The following is a 15,601-nucleotide window of genomic DNA, read 5'->3' on the forward strand; positions in this document are numbered from 1 at the left end:
CGGCGCCCTTTTTCTTTCGATATGTCAGGGGAAAGAAGTGGCAGCCCGTAGGGGAGTCGAACCCCTCTTTTCAGGTTGAAAACCTGACGTCCTAACCGATAGACGAACGGGCCACTTTCTGTTTCCGCTTGGCTGTGCCCTGCGGTGTGAGGCGGTATCTAGGCCAGCTTCCCTGAAGCCGCAAGAGTCATTTTCACAGTTTCTGTGGGTAAGTCGAATTATTTTTGACGCGACTTAAATGCCGGCAATGAAAAGAAAAAACGCCGTCGATCATCAAGATCGCGGCGTACAGCCTGGTGTCAGACTAAAGGAAGTGGCAGCCCGTAGGGGAGTCGAACCCCTCTTTTCAGGTTGAAAACCTGACGTCCTAACCGATAGACGAACGGGCCACTTTCTGTTTCCGCCGGGTTGTACCCTGCGGCGTGGGGCGGTGTTTAGGGCAGGCTCGCGGTACCTGCAAGCGGAAAAACGACAAGCCGATGAAGTTTTTTCACGAATACCGCGAGGCGCCTCAATTCACTGCTGCAGCATCGTCCAGACGCAGGCGGACACGCTCGCGCCCGCCCCATTGCGACAGTTCAAGCTTGCCTGCCAGATGGAAGCGACGGCCTTTGGCCCCGATTAGCGCAGGCCCCAGCGGTCCGGTCATCGCGCCCCATGCGACGGCCTCAATCGGGGCGCTGCCGGGGCTGCGGAAGCGCAGGCGCAGGTGGCTGTCCCCCATTGTGGAAACGCTGTCGACCATCTGGTCGGCAAATGCGAATCTGGGGGCAGGGGCGGCCTGACCGAAGGGACCGGCCTTCTCGAGCAGTTGCATCAGTTCAACGGTGGCGCCTGCCGGATCCAGCAGGCCCGAGATCCGCAACTCTCCAGCACCTGATCGTTCGGCCATTTCGCGCGACAGCAGTTCCGAGAGGCGTTCCATTGCGACGGGAATCAGGGCCTCTTCAACGGTCAGGCCCGCAGCCATGGCGTGGCCGCCGCCTTTCAGCAGCAGCCCTTCGGCGGCAAGGCGATGGATGGCGCGGCCCAGATCCACCCCCGGAACCGAGCGCGCCGAGCCTTTGCCGATCCCGTGATCGACGCCGATCACGACCGAAGGCAGGTTCGTCGCCTCTTTCACGCGGGCGGCGACGATGCCGACCACACCCGGATGCCAGCCTTCGCCAGCCGCCCATGAGACAAGGCTTTCGCCGCTGCGTGCTTCGATCTGGGCTAGGGCCGCTTCGCGAACGGCGGCTTCGATGGCGCGACGGTCGCGGTTCAGATCCTCAAGCTGGGCGGCAAGGCGTTCGGCCTGTGCCGGATCGGTGCAGGACAGACACAACGCACCCAGATCGGCTTTGCCGACGCGGCCTCCGGCATTGATACGCGGACCCAGAAGGAAGCCCAGATGAAATGCCGTCGGTGCCGAATCAAGGCGCGCGACATCGGATAGCGCGATCAACCCTGGCCGCTCGCGCCGTGCCATCACCGTCAGGCCCTGACGGACAAATGCACGATTCACGCCAATCAGCGGCGCGACATCGGCCACGGTCGCCAGCGCCACAAGATCCAGCAACGAGATCAGATCGGGTTGGGGCTGCCCGCTTTCGCGCAACAAGCGATTGCATTGCACCAAGGTCAGGAAAACGACGCCTGCAGCGCAAAGATGCCCCAGTGCGCCATCCTCGTCCTGACGGTTGGGGTTTACGACAGCCAGAACAGGGGGAAGCGTCTCGCCGCCCTGGTGGTGGTCCAGTACGATCACGTCGCGCGGAGCGGCGGCGGCCAATGCCTCGTGGCTCAGCGTGCCGCAATCGACGCAGATGATGAGGTCGTGATTCTTGGCCAGTCCCGTGATGGCAGGGACATTCGGGCCGTAGCCCTCGTCGATGCGGTCGGGGATATACAACGTGGCCGCCAAGCCTTGCTGGCGCAGCCAGTCGATCAACAGCGCCGCCGATGAGCCGCCGTCCACATCGTAATCGGCAAAGATCGCGATCCGCTCGCGTTTCAGGACCGCTGTGACGATACGCTCGGCAGCCTTGTCCATGTCGCGAAGGGTCAGCGGGTCGGGAAGCAGGTCGCGCAGCTTGGGGTCAAGATAGGACTGGGCCTCGGGCGCGGCCACGCCGCGTGCCGCCAGAACGCGGCTGACGGGCAGGGGTATGCGGCTGTCCTGGGCAAGCGCCTCGGCGGCGCGGTCCAGCGTGGCATCGGGACCGCGCCAGAAACGGCCGGTCAGTGACGAGTCTACGGAAAGAAAAGCGGTCATGGGTGCTTGTCCCCCATGACCGCCTTTCGTTCAAGTGCGCAGAGTCCGGTTTACTTGATCGGGTTGCGATAGATCATGCGGCGGACCGAACCGGTTTTCGAGCGCATGAGAATCGTTTCGGTCTGCAGGAAGCCCGGCTCGCGCTTGACGCCCGCCACGATCGAGCCATTGGTGACGCCGGTTGCGGCAAAGATCACGTCTGCGGTCACCAGTTCGTCGCGCGAATAGATGCGGTCCAGATCGGTGATCCCGGCCTTGTAGGCGCGGCCTTTTTCGTCGTCGTTGCGGAACAGCAGCTTGCCCCACATCTGGCCGCCCATGCATTTCAGCGCGGATGCGGCCAGAACCCCCTCGGGGGCGCCGCCCGAACCCATATACATGTCGATGCCGGTCAGTTCGGCCTCGGCGCAGTGGATGACACCAGCGACGTCGCCATCGGTGATCAGGCGGATCGCTGCGCCGGTCGAGCGGACTTCGGCGATCAGATCTTCGTGACGGGGACGTTCCAGAATGCAGACGGTGATGTCGCTGTCCTGAACGCCACGGGCTTTGGCCAGCGCACGGACACGCTCGGCGGGGGACATCTCAAGGCTGACCACATCCTTGGCATAGCCCGGACCGATCGCCAGTTTCTCCATGTAGACGTCCGGCGCGTGCAGAAGCGTGCCACGCGGGGCCATGGCGATCACGGTCAGCGCGTTCGGCATGTCCTTGGCGGTCAGCGTGGTACCTTCCAGCGGGTCAAGGGCGATGTCCACTTCCGGGCCTTCGCCGGTGCCGACTTCCTCGCCGATATACAGCATCGGGGCTTCGTCGCGCTCGCCCTCGCCGATGACGACGACGCCCTTGATGTCCAGCATGTTCAACTGTTCGCGCATGGCGTTCACGGCGGCCTGGTCGGCGGCTTTTTCGTCACCGCGACCGATCAGGCGGGCCGAAGCATGGGCAGCAGCCTCGCTGACGCGGGCCAATCCCAGAGACAGCATACGGTCGTTGAAATCCTTGGGCGGGGTCATCTTGAAAATCCTTGTGATTACGGCTTGGTTGGCTTCTACGCGGCGGGTCCGAACGCGGCAAGGCTGCGTGCGCTAACGGATTAGCTTTCCGCCAGCTCCAGCGCCAGCGCGTGAATTCTGGGCACAATATCGCCCAAAGTGCCATGAACCAGTCGATGTTGTGCGACCCGACCCAGTCCGGCAAATCGCGGGCTGGCCATCCGGATGCGAAAATGCGTCTCGCCTCCTTCGCGCCAACCGCCATGTCCGCGATGTCCTTCGCTTTCATCGATTATTTCCAGCCGCGAAGGCTCAAGTTCACGCAGGCGTTCCCGCATCTCGTCGGCAATCATAAGTTAGGCCCTTTCATGTCGCGCGAAATAGCCTAAACTACGCCTCCCGATCAGGACAAGGCAGGTAAATGAGCAATAGCGACCCGTTCGGCTTCGACATTTCCGCGGCCTCGGACAAGAAAAAACGGTCCAAGGGGCGGCGTGGCATGTCGGGCGCATTCGAGACGTCGACCCGCAGATGCGACAAGGAAGGCTGCAACGAGCCCGGCCAGTATCGTGCGCCGAAATCTCCGCGCAACCTCGACGACTATTTCTGGTTCTGCAAGGACCACGTGCGCGAATACAACCTGAACTGGAACTACTTCCAGGGTCAGTCCGAGGCCGAGTTCCAGGAGTTTCTGGACAACGCGACCGTCTGGGAACGTCCGACGAAGCCCTTTGGCCGCTCGACGCAGGAACAGAAATGGGCGCGTCACGGCATCGACGACCCGTTGGAGATTCTTGGCGCGAACGGCACCAACCCGGAAGTCCGCACCAAGGCCACCCGCAAGCTGCCGCCGACCGAACGTCGCGCGCTCGAGATCCTCGAGGCCAAGGACAGCTGGACCCGTCCCGAGATCCGCAAGCAGTATAAATCGCTGGTCAAGGATCTGCATCCCGACATGAACGGGGGCGACCGTTCGGACGAGGACCGCTTGCAGGAAGTCGTCTGGGCATGGGACCAGATCAAGGACAGCCGCAGCTTCAAGGACTGATGCGCGGCACATGAAAAAGGCCCGGAGCATGCTCCGGGCCTTTTCTATTTGTCTACTGCGATCAAAGTTCGCGCTTCAGCGCCTCGGCAAGATCGGTACGCTCCCACGAGAAGCCGCCATCGGCCTCGGGCTCGCGGCCGAAATGGCCATAAGCCGCCGTGCGGCGATAGATCGGGCGGCACAGGTCAAGATGCTCGCGGATGCCGCGGGGCGTCAGGTCCATGGCACGCGAGATGGCGCGTTCGATTTCCGCCTCGGGGACCTCGCTGGTGCCGAAAGTATCGGCGTAGATCGACAGCGGTTTCGCCACGCCGATTGCATAGCTCAGCTGGATCACGCATTTGCGGGCAAGACCTGCCGCGACGACATTCTTCGCCAGATAGCGCGCGGCATAGGCCGCCGAGCGGTCCACCTTGGTCGGGTCTTTGCCCGAGAACGCGCCGCCGCCATGCGGGGCAGCCCCGCCATAGGTATCGACGATGATCTTGCGGCCCGTCAGGCCCGCGTCGCCGTCAGGTCCGCCGATCACGAAGGTACCGGTCGGATTGACCCACCATTCGGTATTCTCGGTCAGCCATTCGGCGGGCAGAACCTCGCGGATATAGGGTTCGACGATGGCGCGGATATCGTCCGAGGTTTGCTCGACGTCGCGGTGCTGGTGCGACAGGACCAGACTCGTCACCTCGACCGGCTTGCCGTTTTCATAGCGCAGGCTGATCTGCGATTTCGCGTCGGGACCCAGCATCGGCTCGGCACCGGATTTGCGAGCCTCGGCCAGACGACGCAGGATCGCATGCGAATACTGGATCGGGGCGGGCATCAGTTCGGGCGTTTCATCTACGGCAAAGCCGAACATGATGCCCTGATCGCCTGCACCGTCGCGGTCGACGCCCTGACTGATATGGGCGGATTGCTCGTGCAGGTAGTTATGGACGTGGCAGGTGTTCCAGTGGAACTTTTCCTGCTCGTAGCCGATGTCGCGAATGGTATCGCGGGCGATCTGACCAATGCGGCCCATATACTCGCCCAGCTTTTTCTGGTCGGTCAGTCCGATTTCGCCACCGATCACGACAGTTCCGGTGGTGGCGAAAGTCTCGCAGGCCACACGGGCGGCCGGATCCTCGGCCAGCAGCGCGTCCAGCACCGCATCCGAGATCTGGTCGCACAATTTATCGGGGTGCCCCTCGGAGACGGATTCCGAGGTGAACACATAGTTCTGTCTGGCCATTGAAGTGCTCCGTTGAGTTGACGCCGCCACGCCAGGAAGCCGTTGTGACGGTCAAAACGAAGCGATAGATCAGCCCCTTCGGCCAGTCAACCTACGATACCGTGCCGAAAGCAAGACGCATGCCAGAGCTGCAAGCAGGGTAGGCCAGTCCCCCCAACGCGACCACGGCGTCGGGGGCAATGCGGCGGGCAGCGGGCTGTCGATGCGCCCCGAAAGGTTCAGGCCAAGCGTCGCGCGCAGTTCTCCATGCGCGTCTATCACTGCCGAAACCCCAGTATTCGCGGCACGCATCAGCGGAAGTCCGGATTCGATGGCCCTGAGTCTGGCCTGCGCCAGATGTTGCCACGGGCCGGACAGGTTTCCGAACCACGCGTCGTTTGTCACCTGCAACAACCATTCGGGCCGGTCGTTGCCCGAAAGCAGGTGGCGCGAGAAGACGGCCTCGTAGCAGATCAGCGGCTGGACCGGAGGGAGTCCGCCGAAACGCAACGTCGCCGGACCGTGGCCAGCGGAATAGCCGAAACCGTGCTGCGCCGCGAAGGCCCGAATGCCAAAGCGCGACATCAGATCGCCCCACGGCGTGTATTCACCGAAGGGCACCAGATGGAACTTGTCGTAGATCGCGCCGATTCCCTTGGCCGAGAACTCGGTCAGGCTGTTGAAATAGCGCGCGCCCTCGACACGCTGGATCCCCAGCAGAACCGGCGCGCCGACATAGGACGCGATGTCCTGCGGTGCGCTGGCCGATTGCTCAAGCAGGAAATTCACCGCCGTTTCGGGCCAGATCACGGTGTCGGGGGCGGGACGGTCAGGATCGCGGGCGGCCGACAGGTCCAGAAGGCGACGGAAGAACACTTCGGACCAGTAAGGGTCCCATTTCAATGCCTGCGTTGCGTTCGGCTGGACAAGGCGCAGGTTGATACTGGTATCGGCAGGCATCGGCCGGCCAAGCCGCGCCATCCCCGAGGTCCAGGCGGTGCCGATCAGCAGAACCGATAAAACGGTTCCAGCGAATGCGGGATGCGGAGCCTTGCCTTGCCGCCAGAAAATCGTCGGCAGGGCAGCTGCAAGCATCGTCAGCGCGGAAAGCCCGATGGCGCCGAACAGCGCGGCCATCTGCGCTGCAGGTGTATCAATCCAGATATGGCCGGTCAGCGCCCAAGGAAGGCCGGAGAAAATCCAGCCGCGCAACCAGTCCGACAAGACCATGAGTGCCGCAAAACTCAGTCCGCGTTGCTGCATCTCCAAAGTCGTGCGACCGGACAGCCATGCGGGTGCGGCCCAGAACAACGCGCCGCCGGAGGCCATGAAAAACAGTGCAAAGGGGGCCATCCAGCCATAGACATCGGGCTCGACGAGAAACGGCTCGACAATCCACGACATGGCGACGGCGAATTGCCCGAAACCGGCGGCAAAGCCGTGCCAACCCGAGTCACGGGCGGTCTTGGCCCGACCTATCCGCCAGCACAGAACACCAAGCGCGGTGACGGACAGAAACCACAGGTTCCATGGTGCCTGTCCCAGCGCGGCGATCGCGCCAAGGCCCAGATCAAAGGCAAGCGACCGGAGCGGCGGGCGGCCGCGCCGGTCAAATGCAGGCATTCGCGCCGGCGCGGGCATGGGATTCGCTCAGACCTCGGCGGTTGGCGTCGGGGCAGCAGCGGCCGGAGCCTCGGCATCCGAGGGTGCGGCGGCATCCACGTTGGCCTTGGTGGCAGCAGTTTTGCGGGTCGAGGCCTTGCGCGGCGCGCGCGGCTTCGTGGCTTTGGCTTCCGCAGGCTTGGCGGCCGCCTTGCGGGTCGAGGGCTTGCGCTTGGGCTTTTCGGCTGCGGGCGCGGGTGCTTCTTCGTTTTGTGCGGCTTCGACAGCAGGCACTTCCACGACCGGCGCTTCCACGACAGGCGCCTCCACGACAGGCGCCTCGGCTACAGTTTCAGCCGCGGCTTTTGCCTTGGTCGTACGCGGTTTGCGGGTGCGGGCCGGCTTCTTTTCGACCGGCACGACCGGCGCGACGGGTTCGACAACGGGTTCGGAAACGACCTCTTGGGCGATGGGCGCTTCAACGGCCTCGACAGGCGCTGACGCGACTGCTTTCGCAGCAGTTTTGCGCGAGCGGGTCCGTTTGGGCTTGGAGGGCGCGGCTGCTTCGACAGCCTCGACCGGCGCGACCATTTCCTGCACGGCGACCGGTTCGGGCGCGGCGGCGGCCTCGGACCGGGGCTCGGCTGCAGCGGGGCGGTTGTCTTCGACCGGCTCGAAAACCGACGGACGGAAGCTGCGCGTCATGAATTCGGGCATGTGATCGCCCATGCCCATCACCGCGTGCCGGTCCGGGCGGTTGTCGCCGCGACGGTCGTCACGGCGGTCATGGCTGCGTTCGGTTCCACGCTCGACCGAACGATCATGGCCGCGGTGTTGCCGGTCGTCACGACGCTCATCCCGACGTTCGTCCTTGCGCTCCTCACGGCGTTCTTCGCGGGCACGGTTCTCGATTGGCTTGGTCTCCTCGGTGTGCTCGGCGCGTTGCTCGGTGTCGTCGCGGCGGCCACGGCGGTCACGATCGCGGCCCCGGTGCTCGCGGCGGCCGTTCTCGCGCTGCGGGCGCGGCGCATTCTGGGCGGCGGTGGACAGCGCGAAGCCTTCGGGAAGGTCGGTGCGGGGCAGCGCCTGCTTGACCAGAGTCTCGATGGCGGTAAGGTATTTTTCGTCCATGGGGGTCGCAATCGAGATGGCCGTGCCAAGGCGTCCGGCGCGGCCAGTGCGGCCAATGCGGTGGACGTAATCCTCAGCATGAGAGGGCAGGTCGAAGTTGAAGACATGGCTGACGGCCGGGATATCCAGCCCGCGCGCGGCCACATCCGACGCCACGAGGAAGCGCAGCTTGCCTTCGCGGAAGTCGTCCAGCGTCGCCATGCGGTGACGCTGATCGAGGTCGCCGTGAATCGGCGCGGCGTCGAAGCCATGCGCCTTCAGCGACTTGGCGACAATGTCCACATCCGTCTTGCGGTTGCAGAAAATGATCGCGTTCTTGAGTTCCTCACCCTCGGCACGGATCATCGCACGCAGCAGCTCGCGCTTTTGCTTGGCGGTCTGGTCTTTGCGGGTGGGCGTGATCTCGACCAGCTTTTGGGTGATCGTCTCGCTGGTGGTGGCCTGACGCGCGACCTCGATACGCTCGGGGGCGTGCAGGAACGTGTCGGTGATGCGTTCGATTTCCGGCGCCATAGTGGCCGAGAAGAACAGCGTCTGGCGGGTAAAGGGCGTCAGTTGGAAGATGCGCTCGATATCCGGGATGAACCCCATGTCGAGCATCCGGTCGGCTTCGTCGACGACCATGATCTGGACGCCGGTCAGCAGCAGTTTGCCGCGCTCGAAATGATCCAGAAGGCGGCCGGGCGTCGCGATCAGCACGTCGACGCCGCGGTCGATCAGCTTGTCCTGTTCGCCAAAGCTGACGCCGCCGATCAGCAGCGCCTTGGTCAGGCGGGTGTGCTTGGCATAGATGTCGAAGTTCTCGGCGACCTGCGCTGCCAATTCGCGCGTCGGGCACAGCACAAGGCTGCGCGGCATCCGCGCACGCGCCCGGCCACGGCCCAGCAGCGTGATCATCGGCAGGGTGAAGCTGGCGGTCTTGCCAGTTCCGGTCTGGGCTATCCCAAGCACGTCACGGCCTTCCAGAGCGGGAGGAATCGCGCCTGCCTGAATCGGAGTCGGGCTTTCATAGCCTGCCTCGATGATGGCTTTAAGAACCTTGGGGTCCAGCTTCAGGTCGGAAAATTTGGTCATTCGGGGCTTTCGTATAAATGCGCAGAAACACTGTCTGCGCTAGTCTTGCGTCCATCGCCGCGAACGGTCCCAAGATATGATCGAAGGTCCGAATGCGACGGTTCGGGACGCAATCTCCGCACGCCCCTCGCCTTGTCTGCCGGATGCAGACGGGTAGGGGCCTAGCCGAAAACCCGCGCGACGTCAATCTGCTCGCCGATTGACAATGACCGACCTTGCGTGAGGAAACATTATAGTGATGGCGGGCGTTCCGGACCGATCCGATTGTGAGGGCATTGATGGTGACCGAAGTGACTGGGCTGAGTCCGATGGAGGCTTTCGCAATCGTCGGGGTGGCGGGCGTTGGCGCGCAATGGCTGGCATGGCGTTTCCGGATGCCGGGCATCGTCCTGATGCTGGCGGCGGGTCTGCTGCTGGGGCCGGTGACGGGAATTTTCGTGCCCGAGGACGTGCTGGGGCCGCTGCTCGAGCCGCTGATCTCGCTGGCCGTGGCCTTAATCCTGTTCGAGGGCGGATTGACCCTGAACTTTCGCGAACTGCATGACGCCAAGGCCGCTGTACGTCACCTTGTCTATATCGGCGCGCCGCTGGGCTGGGCGCTGTCGGCATTGGCGCTGAACCTTGTCGCTGGCCTGCAATGGGAGGCCGCCATCGTCTTTGGCGGCATTATGATCGTGACCGGCCCGACCGTGATCGCACCATTGCTGCGTCAGGCGCGGTTGCGCACCCGTCCGGCACAGACCCTGCAATGGGAGGCGATCGTCAATGATCCGCTAGGGGCTTTGGCCGCCGTTCTGGCTTTGCTTGTCGTTCTGGTGCGCTACGAGAACCTCGGCCAGACCGAGGCGTTTCTGACGCTGATCGTTGGCGTCGGCTTTGCTTTGGGTCTGGGGCTGGCGGCGGGTTGGGGCATTGTTAGGGCGTTCCGCCGCAATCTCGTGCCCGAATACATGAAAGTCCCGCTGCTGTTTGTGACGGTCCTTGGCGTATTTACGGGTGCCAATTCGGTGCTGAACGAGAGCGGATTGATGACGGTCACGGTCATGGGACTGCTGATCGCCAATGCCGACTTGCCCAGCTATACCGAGATTCACCGCTTCAAGGAAACGGCAACGATCTTGCTGGTTTCTGGCGTTTTCATCTTGCTGGGCGCGAACTTTCGCTTCGAGACGCTGGCGATGCTGGATTGGCGCGCGGTGGCCTTTGTGCTCAGCGTCATCTTCGTGGTGCGTCCCCTGACCGTATTCATTTCGCTGACGGGTACAGGGATGCCATGGCAAGAGAAGTTCCTGATCGGCTTTACCGGCCCGCGCGGCGTGGTTCTGGTCGCGGTTTCGGGAATTTTCGCCGAGCGTTTGTTGCATGAAGGTATACAGGACGGCGCCTTGCTGGTCCCCTTGGCCTTTGTTTTGGTGGTCGCGACCGTTGTCCTGCACGGCTTCACGCTGGCCCCGATGGCGCGTTGGCTGGGTCTGACCTCTGGCGACAGGCCAGGGCTGATCATCGTCGGAGGCTCGCAATTCGCAACCGGTCTGGCCAAAGCGCTGGAAAAGGCGGATGTCCGCGTCCTGATCGCCGATCCGAACCGCGTGCATTTGCGCTCGGCCCGATCCGAGGGCGTTCCGTGCTACGACGGCGACATTCTGTCGGATGCCGCCGAACTCAGCGTCGAATTCATCGCTTATACCACGCTGCTCGCGGCGTCGGACAATGACGCATATAATACGCTGGTCGCGACCGATCTTGCGCCGGATCTGGGACGCGAGGCGATCTGGCAGGTCACGCGCCACAAGGAAGACCTTGCCCGTCATGCGCTGCCCAGCCAACTTGGCGGTCGGGCCATCAATGGCAACCGGACGCTTTCGCAATATCTGGATCTTCTGGCGCAAGGCTGGACCTTTCGCACGACGCGCCTGACCGAGGCCTACACCATCGAGCAGTGGCGCGCGGCCCGCCCCGAGGCCATCGCGCTGGCCGTCGTAGAACGCGGCAAGGTCGTTTTTGTCTCGGACGGGGCGCGGCTCGAACCCCGACCGGGAAGCAGGATCATTGCCTTGATGCCATCCGATGCCGGGCTTCAATCCGAACCGACCGATGAGGAGGGGCGCGAAATCCCGCTTGCCGAGACAATGCCAGCCGTGGCATCGGTCGCCGCAGCTTCCGCGCGGGATGTGTTGTCAGGGCGATGATGCCCGTTTTCGTGCCGTTTCTCTGGCATTGCTGCGGTTGACGGCCCCCAAGGGCAGGCGTTATCCCGCACCGACATTATGGATGGAAGCCATGAACCTCTTTTCGGATATCCGTGCGCTCGTGATCGACGCGCTGGCCCAGATGGAACAGGCGGGCGAGCTGCCCCCGGGCCTCGAAACCGCAGCCGTGACCGTCGAGCCGCCGCGAGACGCCGCGCATGGTGACATGGCGACCAATGCCGCCATGGTACTGGCCAAGCCTGCCGGAAAGAAGCCGCGCGAGATCGCCGACGTCCTTGCGACCCGCCTTACCGCCGATCCACGGATCAGCGCCGCAGAGGTGGCTGGTCCGGGCTTCCTGAACCTGCGTCTTGCATCTGGCGAATGGCTTGACGTGCTGAAGGTCGCGCTGGGGCAAGGCGCGGATTTCGGCCGCTCGACGCTGGGTGACGGCACAAAGATCAACGTCGAGTTTGTCAGCGCCAATCCGACCGGTCCGATGCATGTCGGCCATACGCGCGGCGCGGTGTTCGGCGACGCGCTGGCGGCGCTGCTGGATTTCGCGGGCTATGACGTTACGCGCGAATATTACATCAATGACGGCGGCGCGCAGGTCGATGTGCTGGCGCGCTCGGCCTATGAGCGTTACCGCGAGGCCAACGGCCTTGAGCCCGAGATCCGCGAGGGTCTTTATCCCGGCGATTACCTGATCCCGGTCGGCGAGGCGCTGAAGGCGAAATATGGCGACAGCCTGCTCGACAAGCCGGAATCCGAATGGCTGGTCGAGATCCGCGAGTTCGCCACCAATGCGATGATGGACATGATCCGCGGGGATCTGGCGCTGCTCAACGTCCGCATGGACGTGTTCAGCAGCGAAAAGGCGCTTTACGGCACCGGCCGGATCGAGGCTGCCATCGACCGTCTGCGCGCTGCAGGACTGATTTACGAAGGCGTGCTTGAGCCGCCGAAGGGCAAAACCCCCGAGGATTGGGAGCCGCGCGAACAGACGCTGTTCCGCTCGACCGCGCATGGCGATGATGTGGACCGCCCGGTGATGAAATCGGACGGCGCATGGACCTATTTCGCGCCCGATATCGCCTATCACTGGGACAAGATCGACCGTGGCTTCGATCAGCTGATCGACGTGTTCGGCGCGGATCACGGCGGATACGTCAAGCGGATGACCGCAGCCGTCGCTGCGCTGTCGAATGGCCGTGTGCCGCTGGACGTGAAGCTGATCCAGCTGGTGAAGCTGTTCAAGAACGGCGAGCCCTTTAAGATGTCGAAGCGGGCGGGGACGTTCGTCACCCTGCGCGACGTCGTCGAGCAGGCGGGCGCGGATGTCACCCGCTTCCACATGCTGACCCGCAAGAACGACGCTGCGCTGGATTTCGACTTCGACAAGGTGCTGGAACAGTCGAAAGACAATCCGGTCTGGTACGTCCAATACGCCAATGCACGCATCAATTCGGTGTTGAAGAAGGCGTCCGAACTTGGGGTTGCGACCGATGACGCGGCGCTTGCCGGTGCGGATCTGGCCCTGCTGAACCATCCTGCCGAGCTTGAGCTAGCGAAAAAAGTTGCCGAATGGCCACGCACCGTCGAGATCGCGGCCCGCGCCCATGAACCTCACAGGATTGCGTTCTATCTGTATGATATCGCGTCCGAACTGCACTCGTTGTGGAATCGCGGCAATGACGAGACCTCGCTGCGCTTCGTGCAGGATGGCGATCTTGCCGCAACATCGGCGAAAATCGCATTGGTACGGGCTGTTGGCGTTGTCATTTCAGCCGGTCTTGGTATCTTGGGCGTGACTCCGGCCAAAGAGATGCGCTGAGAACAGTGCCCTGCCGGTGTCGAGCAGTGTAACGAATAGACACCGGGCGAACCGGCAGGCAGGCAGGAATGACAACCGTAGACTTCCGCTCTGGCGGGTTTCAGGGCGCGCGACCCCAGCGGTACGCGCAGGACTTTCCCTATGGCCAACACGCGCAGAGTTCCGGCTATGAAGACGAACTTCACGAAGAGGACTGGGACGACCCGCGCTATGCCGATGCGCATCGTGGGGTCATGGTCGAACCGCAAACGCTGCTGGGACGCCTGTCGCGCCTGACCCATTATGTGGGCGCGCTGGTCTCGGTCGGGCTGATCGTCGTGCTGGCGGTCTGGGGCTTCAAGCTGGCGGTGCGTGACGTCTCGGGCGTGCCGCTGATCCGTTCAATGGAAGGCGAGGCCCGCAGCGCCCCATCCGATCCGGGTGGCGAGTTGACCGACCGCACCGGACTGGCCGTAAACTCGGTCGCAGCAGGCGGTACGGCGAAAGTCGCCGACGAAGTTGCGATTGCGCCCGCCGCGACCGGACTTGTCGAACAGGATCTTGCGATGGGCCAGTTCGGCGCAACCACGCAGGAACCGTCCAGCGCGGTCGAGCTTCCGCTTCTCGATGAAGCCGCCCGTGTCATTCCTCTGCCCGATGGCGAGGCTGCGGCATTGGCCGAGTCGACCATCGAGCCCGAGGCCGTGGACGAGGTTGCCGTTTCCGACACTCCGACGACCGAGGCTCCGGTGAACGAGGTTCTGACCGATCTGGCTGGCCGCGAGACGCAGGATACCGCGATCAATCAGGCTTTGGCCGAGGCCCATGCCGAACTGCCGGTTCCGGTTGCTGCTGCCGTGCAGCAGTCAAGCCGTCCCACGCCGCGCCCGCGTCGTGTCGCCGCTGCTGCTGCGACGACGGCAACGGATGCCGCGCCAGCCGCTGCTGCCAGCCGCCCCGCTGCCGCGCCGACCGCCGAGCCTGACGAACCGGCTCCGGCCAAGGTGGCTTCGGGTTCGACGCTGGTCCAGATTGGTGCGTTTGACAGCGACGCGTTGGCCAAGGGCGAGTGGAAGCGGGTTTCGGGCAAGTTCGGAAACCTGTTCTCGGGAAAATCCCGCATCGTGCAGGAGGCCCAAAGTGGAGGTCGCACGTTCTGGCGTCTGCGTGCCGGTGGCTTTGAATCCAAGGATGAGGCCCGCAAGTTTTGCGCGGCTCTGATCGCTGGTGGCATCGACTGCATCCCCGCAACTGCGAAGTGACGACATGACTGGTGCGACGATCCTCGGCGGTATTGCCGGTCCCGACCTTTCGGCGGCAGAGCGCGACTTTTTCCGTGCGGCCAACCCATGGGGCTTTATCCTGTTCGGTCGGAACATCGACACGCCCGACAGGCTGCGGAGGCTGACCTCGGATCTGCGCGATGCGATCGGACGTGACGCTCCGATCCTGATCGACCAAGAGGGCGGTCGCGTCCAGCGTATGCGTGCGCCGCATTGGACTGACTGGCCCGCGCCGCTGGATCAGGCGGCGAATGGTGATCGTGCGATCTGGCTGCATCATCATCTGATGGCACGCGAGTTGCGTGACGCGGGAATCGACGCGGATTGTGCGCCGGTTCTGGATATCGCGCGCGACGACACCCATCCCTTCCTGCGCAATCGCTGCCTTGGCAAGGATGCGGCAACCGTCATTCGGCTGGGCCGGATCGCGGCGGACGCGATGCTGGCCGCAGGGGTGCTTCCGGTGATCAAGCATATGCCGGGCCATGGCCGTGCCCGTGTCGATAGCCACAAGGACTTACCCATCGTCGAGGCGGATCTGGCCGAACTCGACGCGACCGATTTCGCGCCGTTCCGGACATTGTCCGATTTGCCGATGGCCATGACGGCGCATATCCGTTTCACGTCCATCGACGAAGCACCGGCGACAGCTTCGGCACCGGTGATCAGGCTGATCCGCGAGCGCCTTGGATTTGACGGGCTGTTGATGTCGGACGATATCGGGATGGAGGCGCTGTCGGGCACTCCAGCAGAACGTGCTGCCGCGACCATCGCCGCCGGTTGCGATCTGGTTCTGTCCTGCAACGAGACGCTTGCTCAGATGGAAAGCATCGTCGCGGCGGCGGGCCGGATCTCGGTCCAGACGGCGCGGCGCGGCGAACGGGCGCTGGCCATGCGCAAATCCGCAGATACGCTTGAAACCGCGCAGATGCGTGACGAATTGCGCGTTCTTGGCGGGCTTGCCGCATAAGATTGACTTGCAGTTCACCATGACCGATT

10 protein-coding genes, 2 tRNA genes, 1 pseudogene and 1 riboswitch are annotated in these 15,601 nt (G+C 63.5%); of the genes and pseudogenes, 5 read left to right on the top strand and 8 right to left on the bottom strand.

Annotation, left to right across the window (positions count from 1 at the left end; genetic code table 11):
• Positions 1 to 38: 38 nt before the first annotated feature.
• From GL286_RS06485 to GL286_RS06505, 5 genes are all read right to left on the bottom strand, one after another.
• Positions 39 to 113: transfer RNA gene (locus GL286_RS06485), tRNA-Glu, on the bottom strand.
• A gap of 201 nt (positions 114 to 314) precedes the next feature.
• Positions 315 to 389 (bottom strand) — tRNA-Glu (locus tag GL286_RS06490).
• Positions 390 to 511: 122 nt separating this feature from the next.
• Complete coding sequence (gene recJ, locus GL286_RS06495) at positions 512 to 2,257, bottom strand: single-stranded-DNA-specific exonuclease RecJ (RefSeq protein ID WP_155094739.1); 1,746 nt, start codon at positions 2,255 to 2,257, stop codon at positions 512 to 514.
• Between the two features lie 50 nt (positions 2,258 to 2,307).
• Complete coding sequence (glpX, locus tag GL286_RS06500) at positions 2,308 to 3,273, bottom strand: class II fructose-bisphosphatase (RefSeq protein WP_155094740.1); 966 nt, start codon at positions 3,271 to 3,273, stop codon at positions 2,308 to 2,310.
• A gap of 80 nt (positions 3,274 to 3,353) precedes the next feature.
• A complete protein-coding gene (locus tag GL286_RS06505) occupies positions 3,354 to 3,605 on the bottom strand; it encodes a BolA family protein (RefSeq protein WP_155094741.1) in 252 nt (83 codons plus the stop codon).
• A 68-nt stretch (positions 3,606 to 3,673) separates the two neighbouring features.
• On the opposite strand from GL286_RS06505, the gene GL286_RS06510 reads away from it, so the two are divergent.
• The gene (locus tag GL286_RS06510; RefSeq protein WP_155094742.1) at positions 3,674 to 4,300 is read left to right on the top strand and encodes a J domain-containing protein; all 627 of its coding nucleotides are present in this window, start codon (positions 3,674 to 3,676) and stop codon (positions 4,298 to 4,300) included.
• A gap of 61 nt (positions 4,301 to 4,361) precedes the next feature.
• On the opposite strand, the gene metK is transcribed toward GL286_RS06510, so the two are convergent.
• From metK to GL286_RS06525, 3 genes and pseudogenes are all read right to left on the bottom strand, one after another.
• Positions 4,362 to 5,528, bottom strand: a complete 1,167-nt coding sequence (gene metK / locus GL286_RS06515; protein ID WP_155094743.1) for a methionine adenosyltransferase — start codon at positions 5,526 to 5,528, stop codon at positions 4,362 to 4,364.
• A 5-nt stretch (positions 5,529 to 5,533) separates the two neighbouring features.
• Positions 5,534 to 5,582, bottom strand: a riboswitch (SAM-SAH riboswitch).
• Positions 5,583 to 5,597: 15 nt separating this feature from the next.
• On the bottom strand, positions 5,598 to 7,130 hold the full coding sequence (lnt, locus tag GL286_RS06520; RefSeq protein ID WP_155094744.1) for an apolipoprotein N-acyltransferase: 1,533 nt from the start codon (positions 7,128 to 7,130) through the stop codon (positions 5,598 to 5,600).
• A gap of 585 nt (positions 7,131 to 7,715) precedes the next feature.
• A pseudogene (locus tag GL286_RS06525) lies at positions 7,716 to 9,314 on the bottom strand (DEAD/DEAH box helicase); the annotation flags it as partial.
• 278 nt (positions 9,315 to 9,592) lie between these two features.
• Here GL286_RS06525 and GL286_RS06530 point away from each other — a divergent pair.
• The 4 genes from GL286_RS06530 to nagZ all read left to right on the top strand — a co-directional run bounded on the left by GL286_RS06530 (position 9,593) and on the right by nagZ (position 15,572).
• Positions 9,593 to 11,503, top strand: coding sequence for a cation:proton antiporter (locus tag GL286_RS06530; protein ID WP_155094746.1), 1,911 nt, complete (start codon positions 9,593 to 9,595; stop codon positions 11,501 to 11,503).
• A 91-nt stretch (positions 11,504 to 11,594) separates the two neighbouring features.
• On the top strand, positions 11,595 to 13,340 hold the full coding sequence (gene argS, locus GL286_RS06535; RefSeq protein ID WP_155094747.1) for an arginine--tRNA ligase: 1,746 nt from the start codon (positions 11,595 to 11,597) through the stop codon (positions 13,338 to 13,340).
• 68 nt (positions 13,341 to 13,408) lie between these two features.
• Positions 13,409 to 14,581 carry an SPOR domain-containing protein gene (locus GL286_RS06540; RefSeq protein ID WP_155094748.1) on the top strand — a complete coding sequence of 391 codons (1,173 nt, stop codon included), beginning with the start codon at positions 13,409 to 13,411 and terminating at the stop codon, positions 14,579 to 14,581.
• Positions 14,582 to 14,585: 4 nt separating this feature from the next.
• On the top strand, positions 14,586 to 15,572 hold the full coding sequence (gene nagZ, locus GL286_RS06545; RefSeq protein ID WP_155094749.1) for a beta-N-acetylhexosaminidase: 987 nt from the start codon (positions 14,586 to 14,588) through the stop codon (positions 15,570 to 15,572).
• Positions 15,573 to 15,601 lie beyond the last annotated feature (29 nt).

This window comes from Paracoccus aestuariivivens, from assembly GCF_009711225.1.
In the GTDB taxonomy this organism is placed as follows: Bacteria; Pseudomonadota; Alphaproteobacteria; order Rhodobacterales; family Rhodobacteraceae; genus Paracoccus; species Paracoccus aestuariivivens.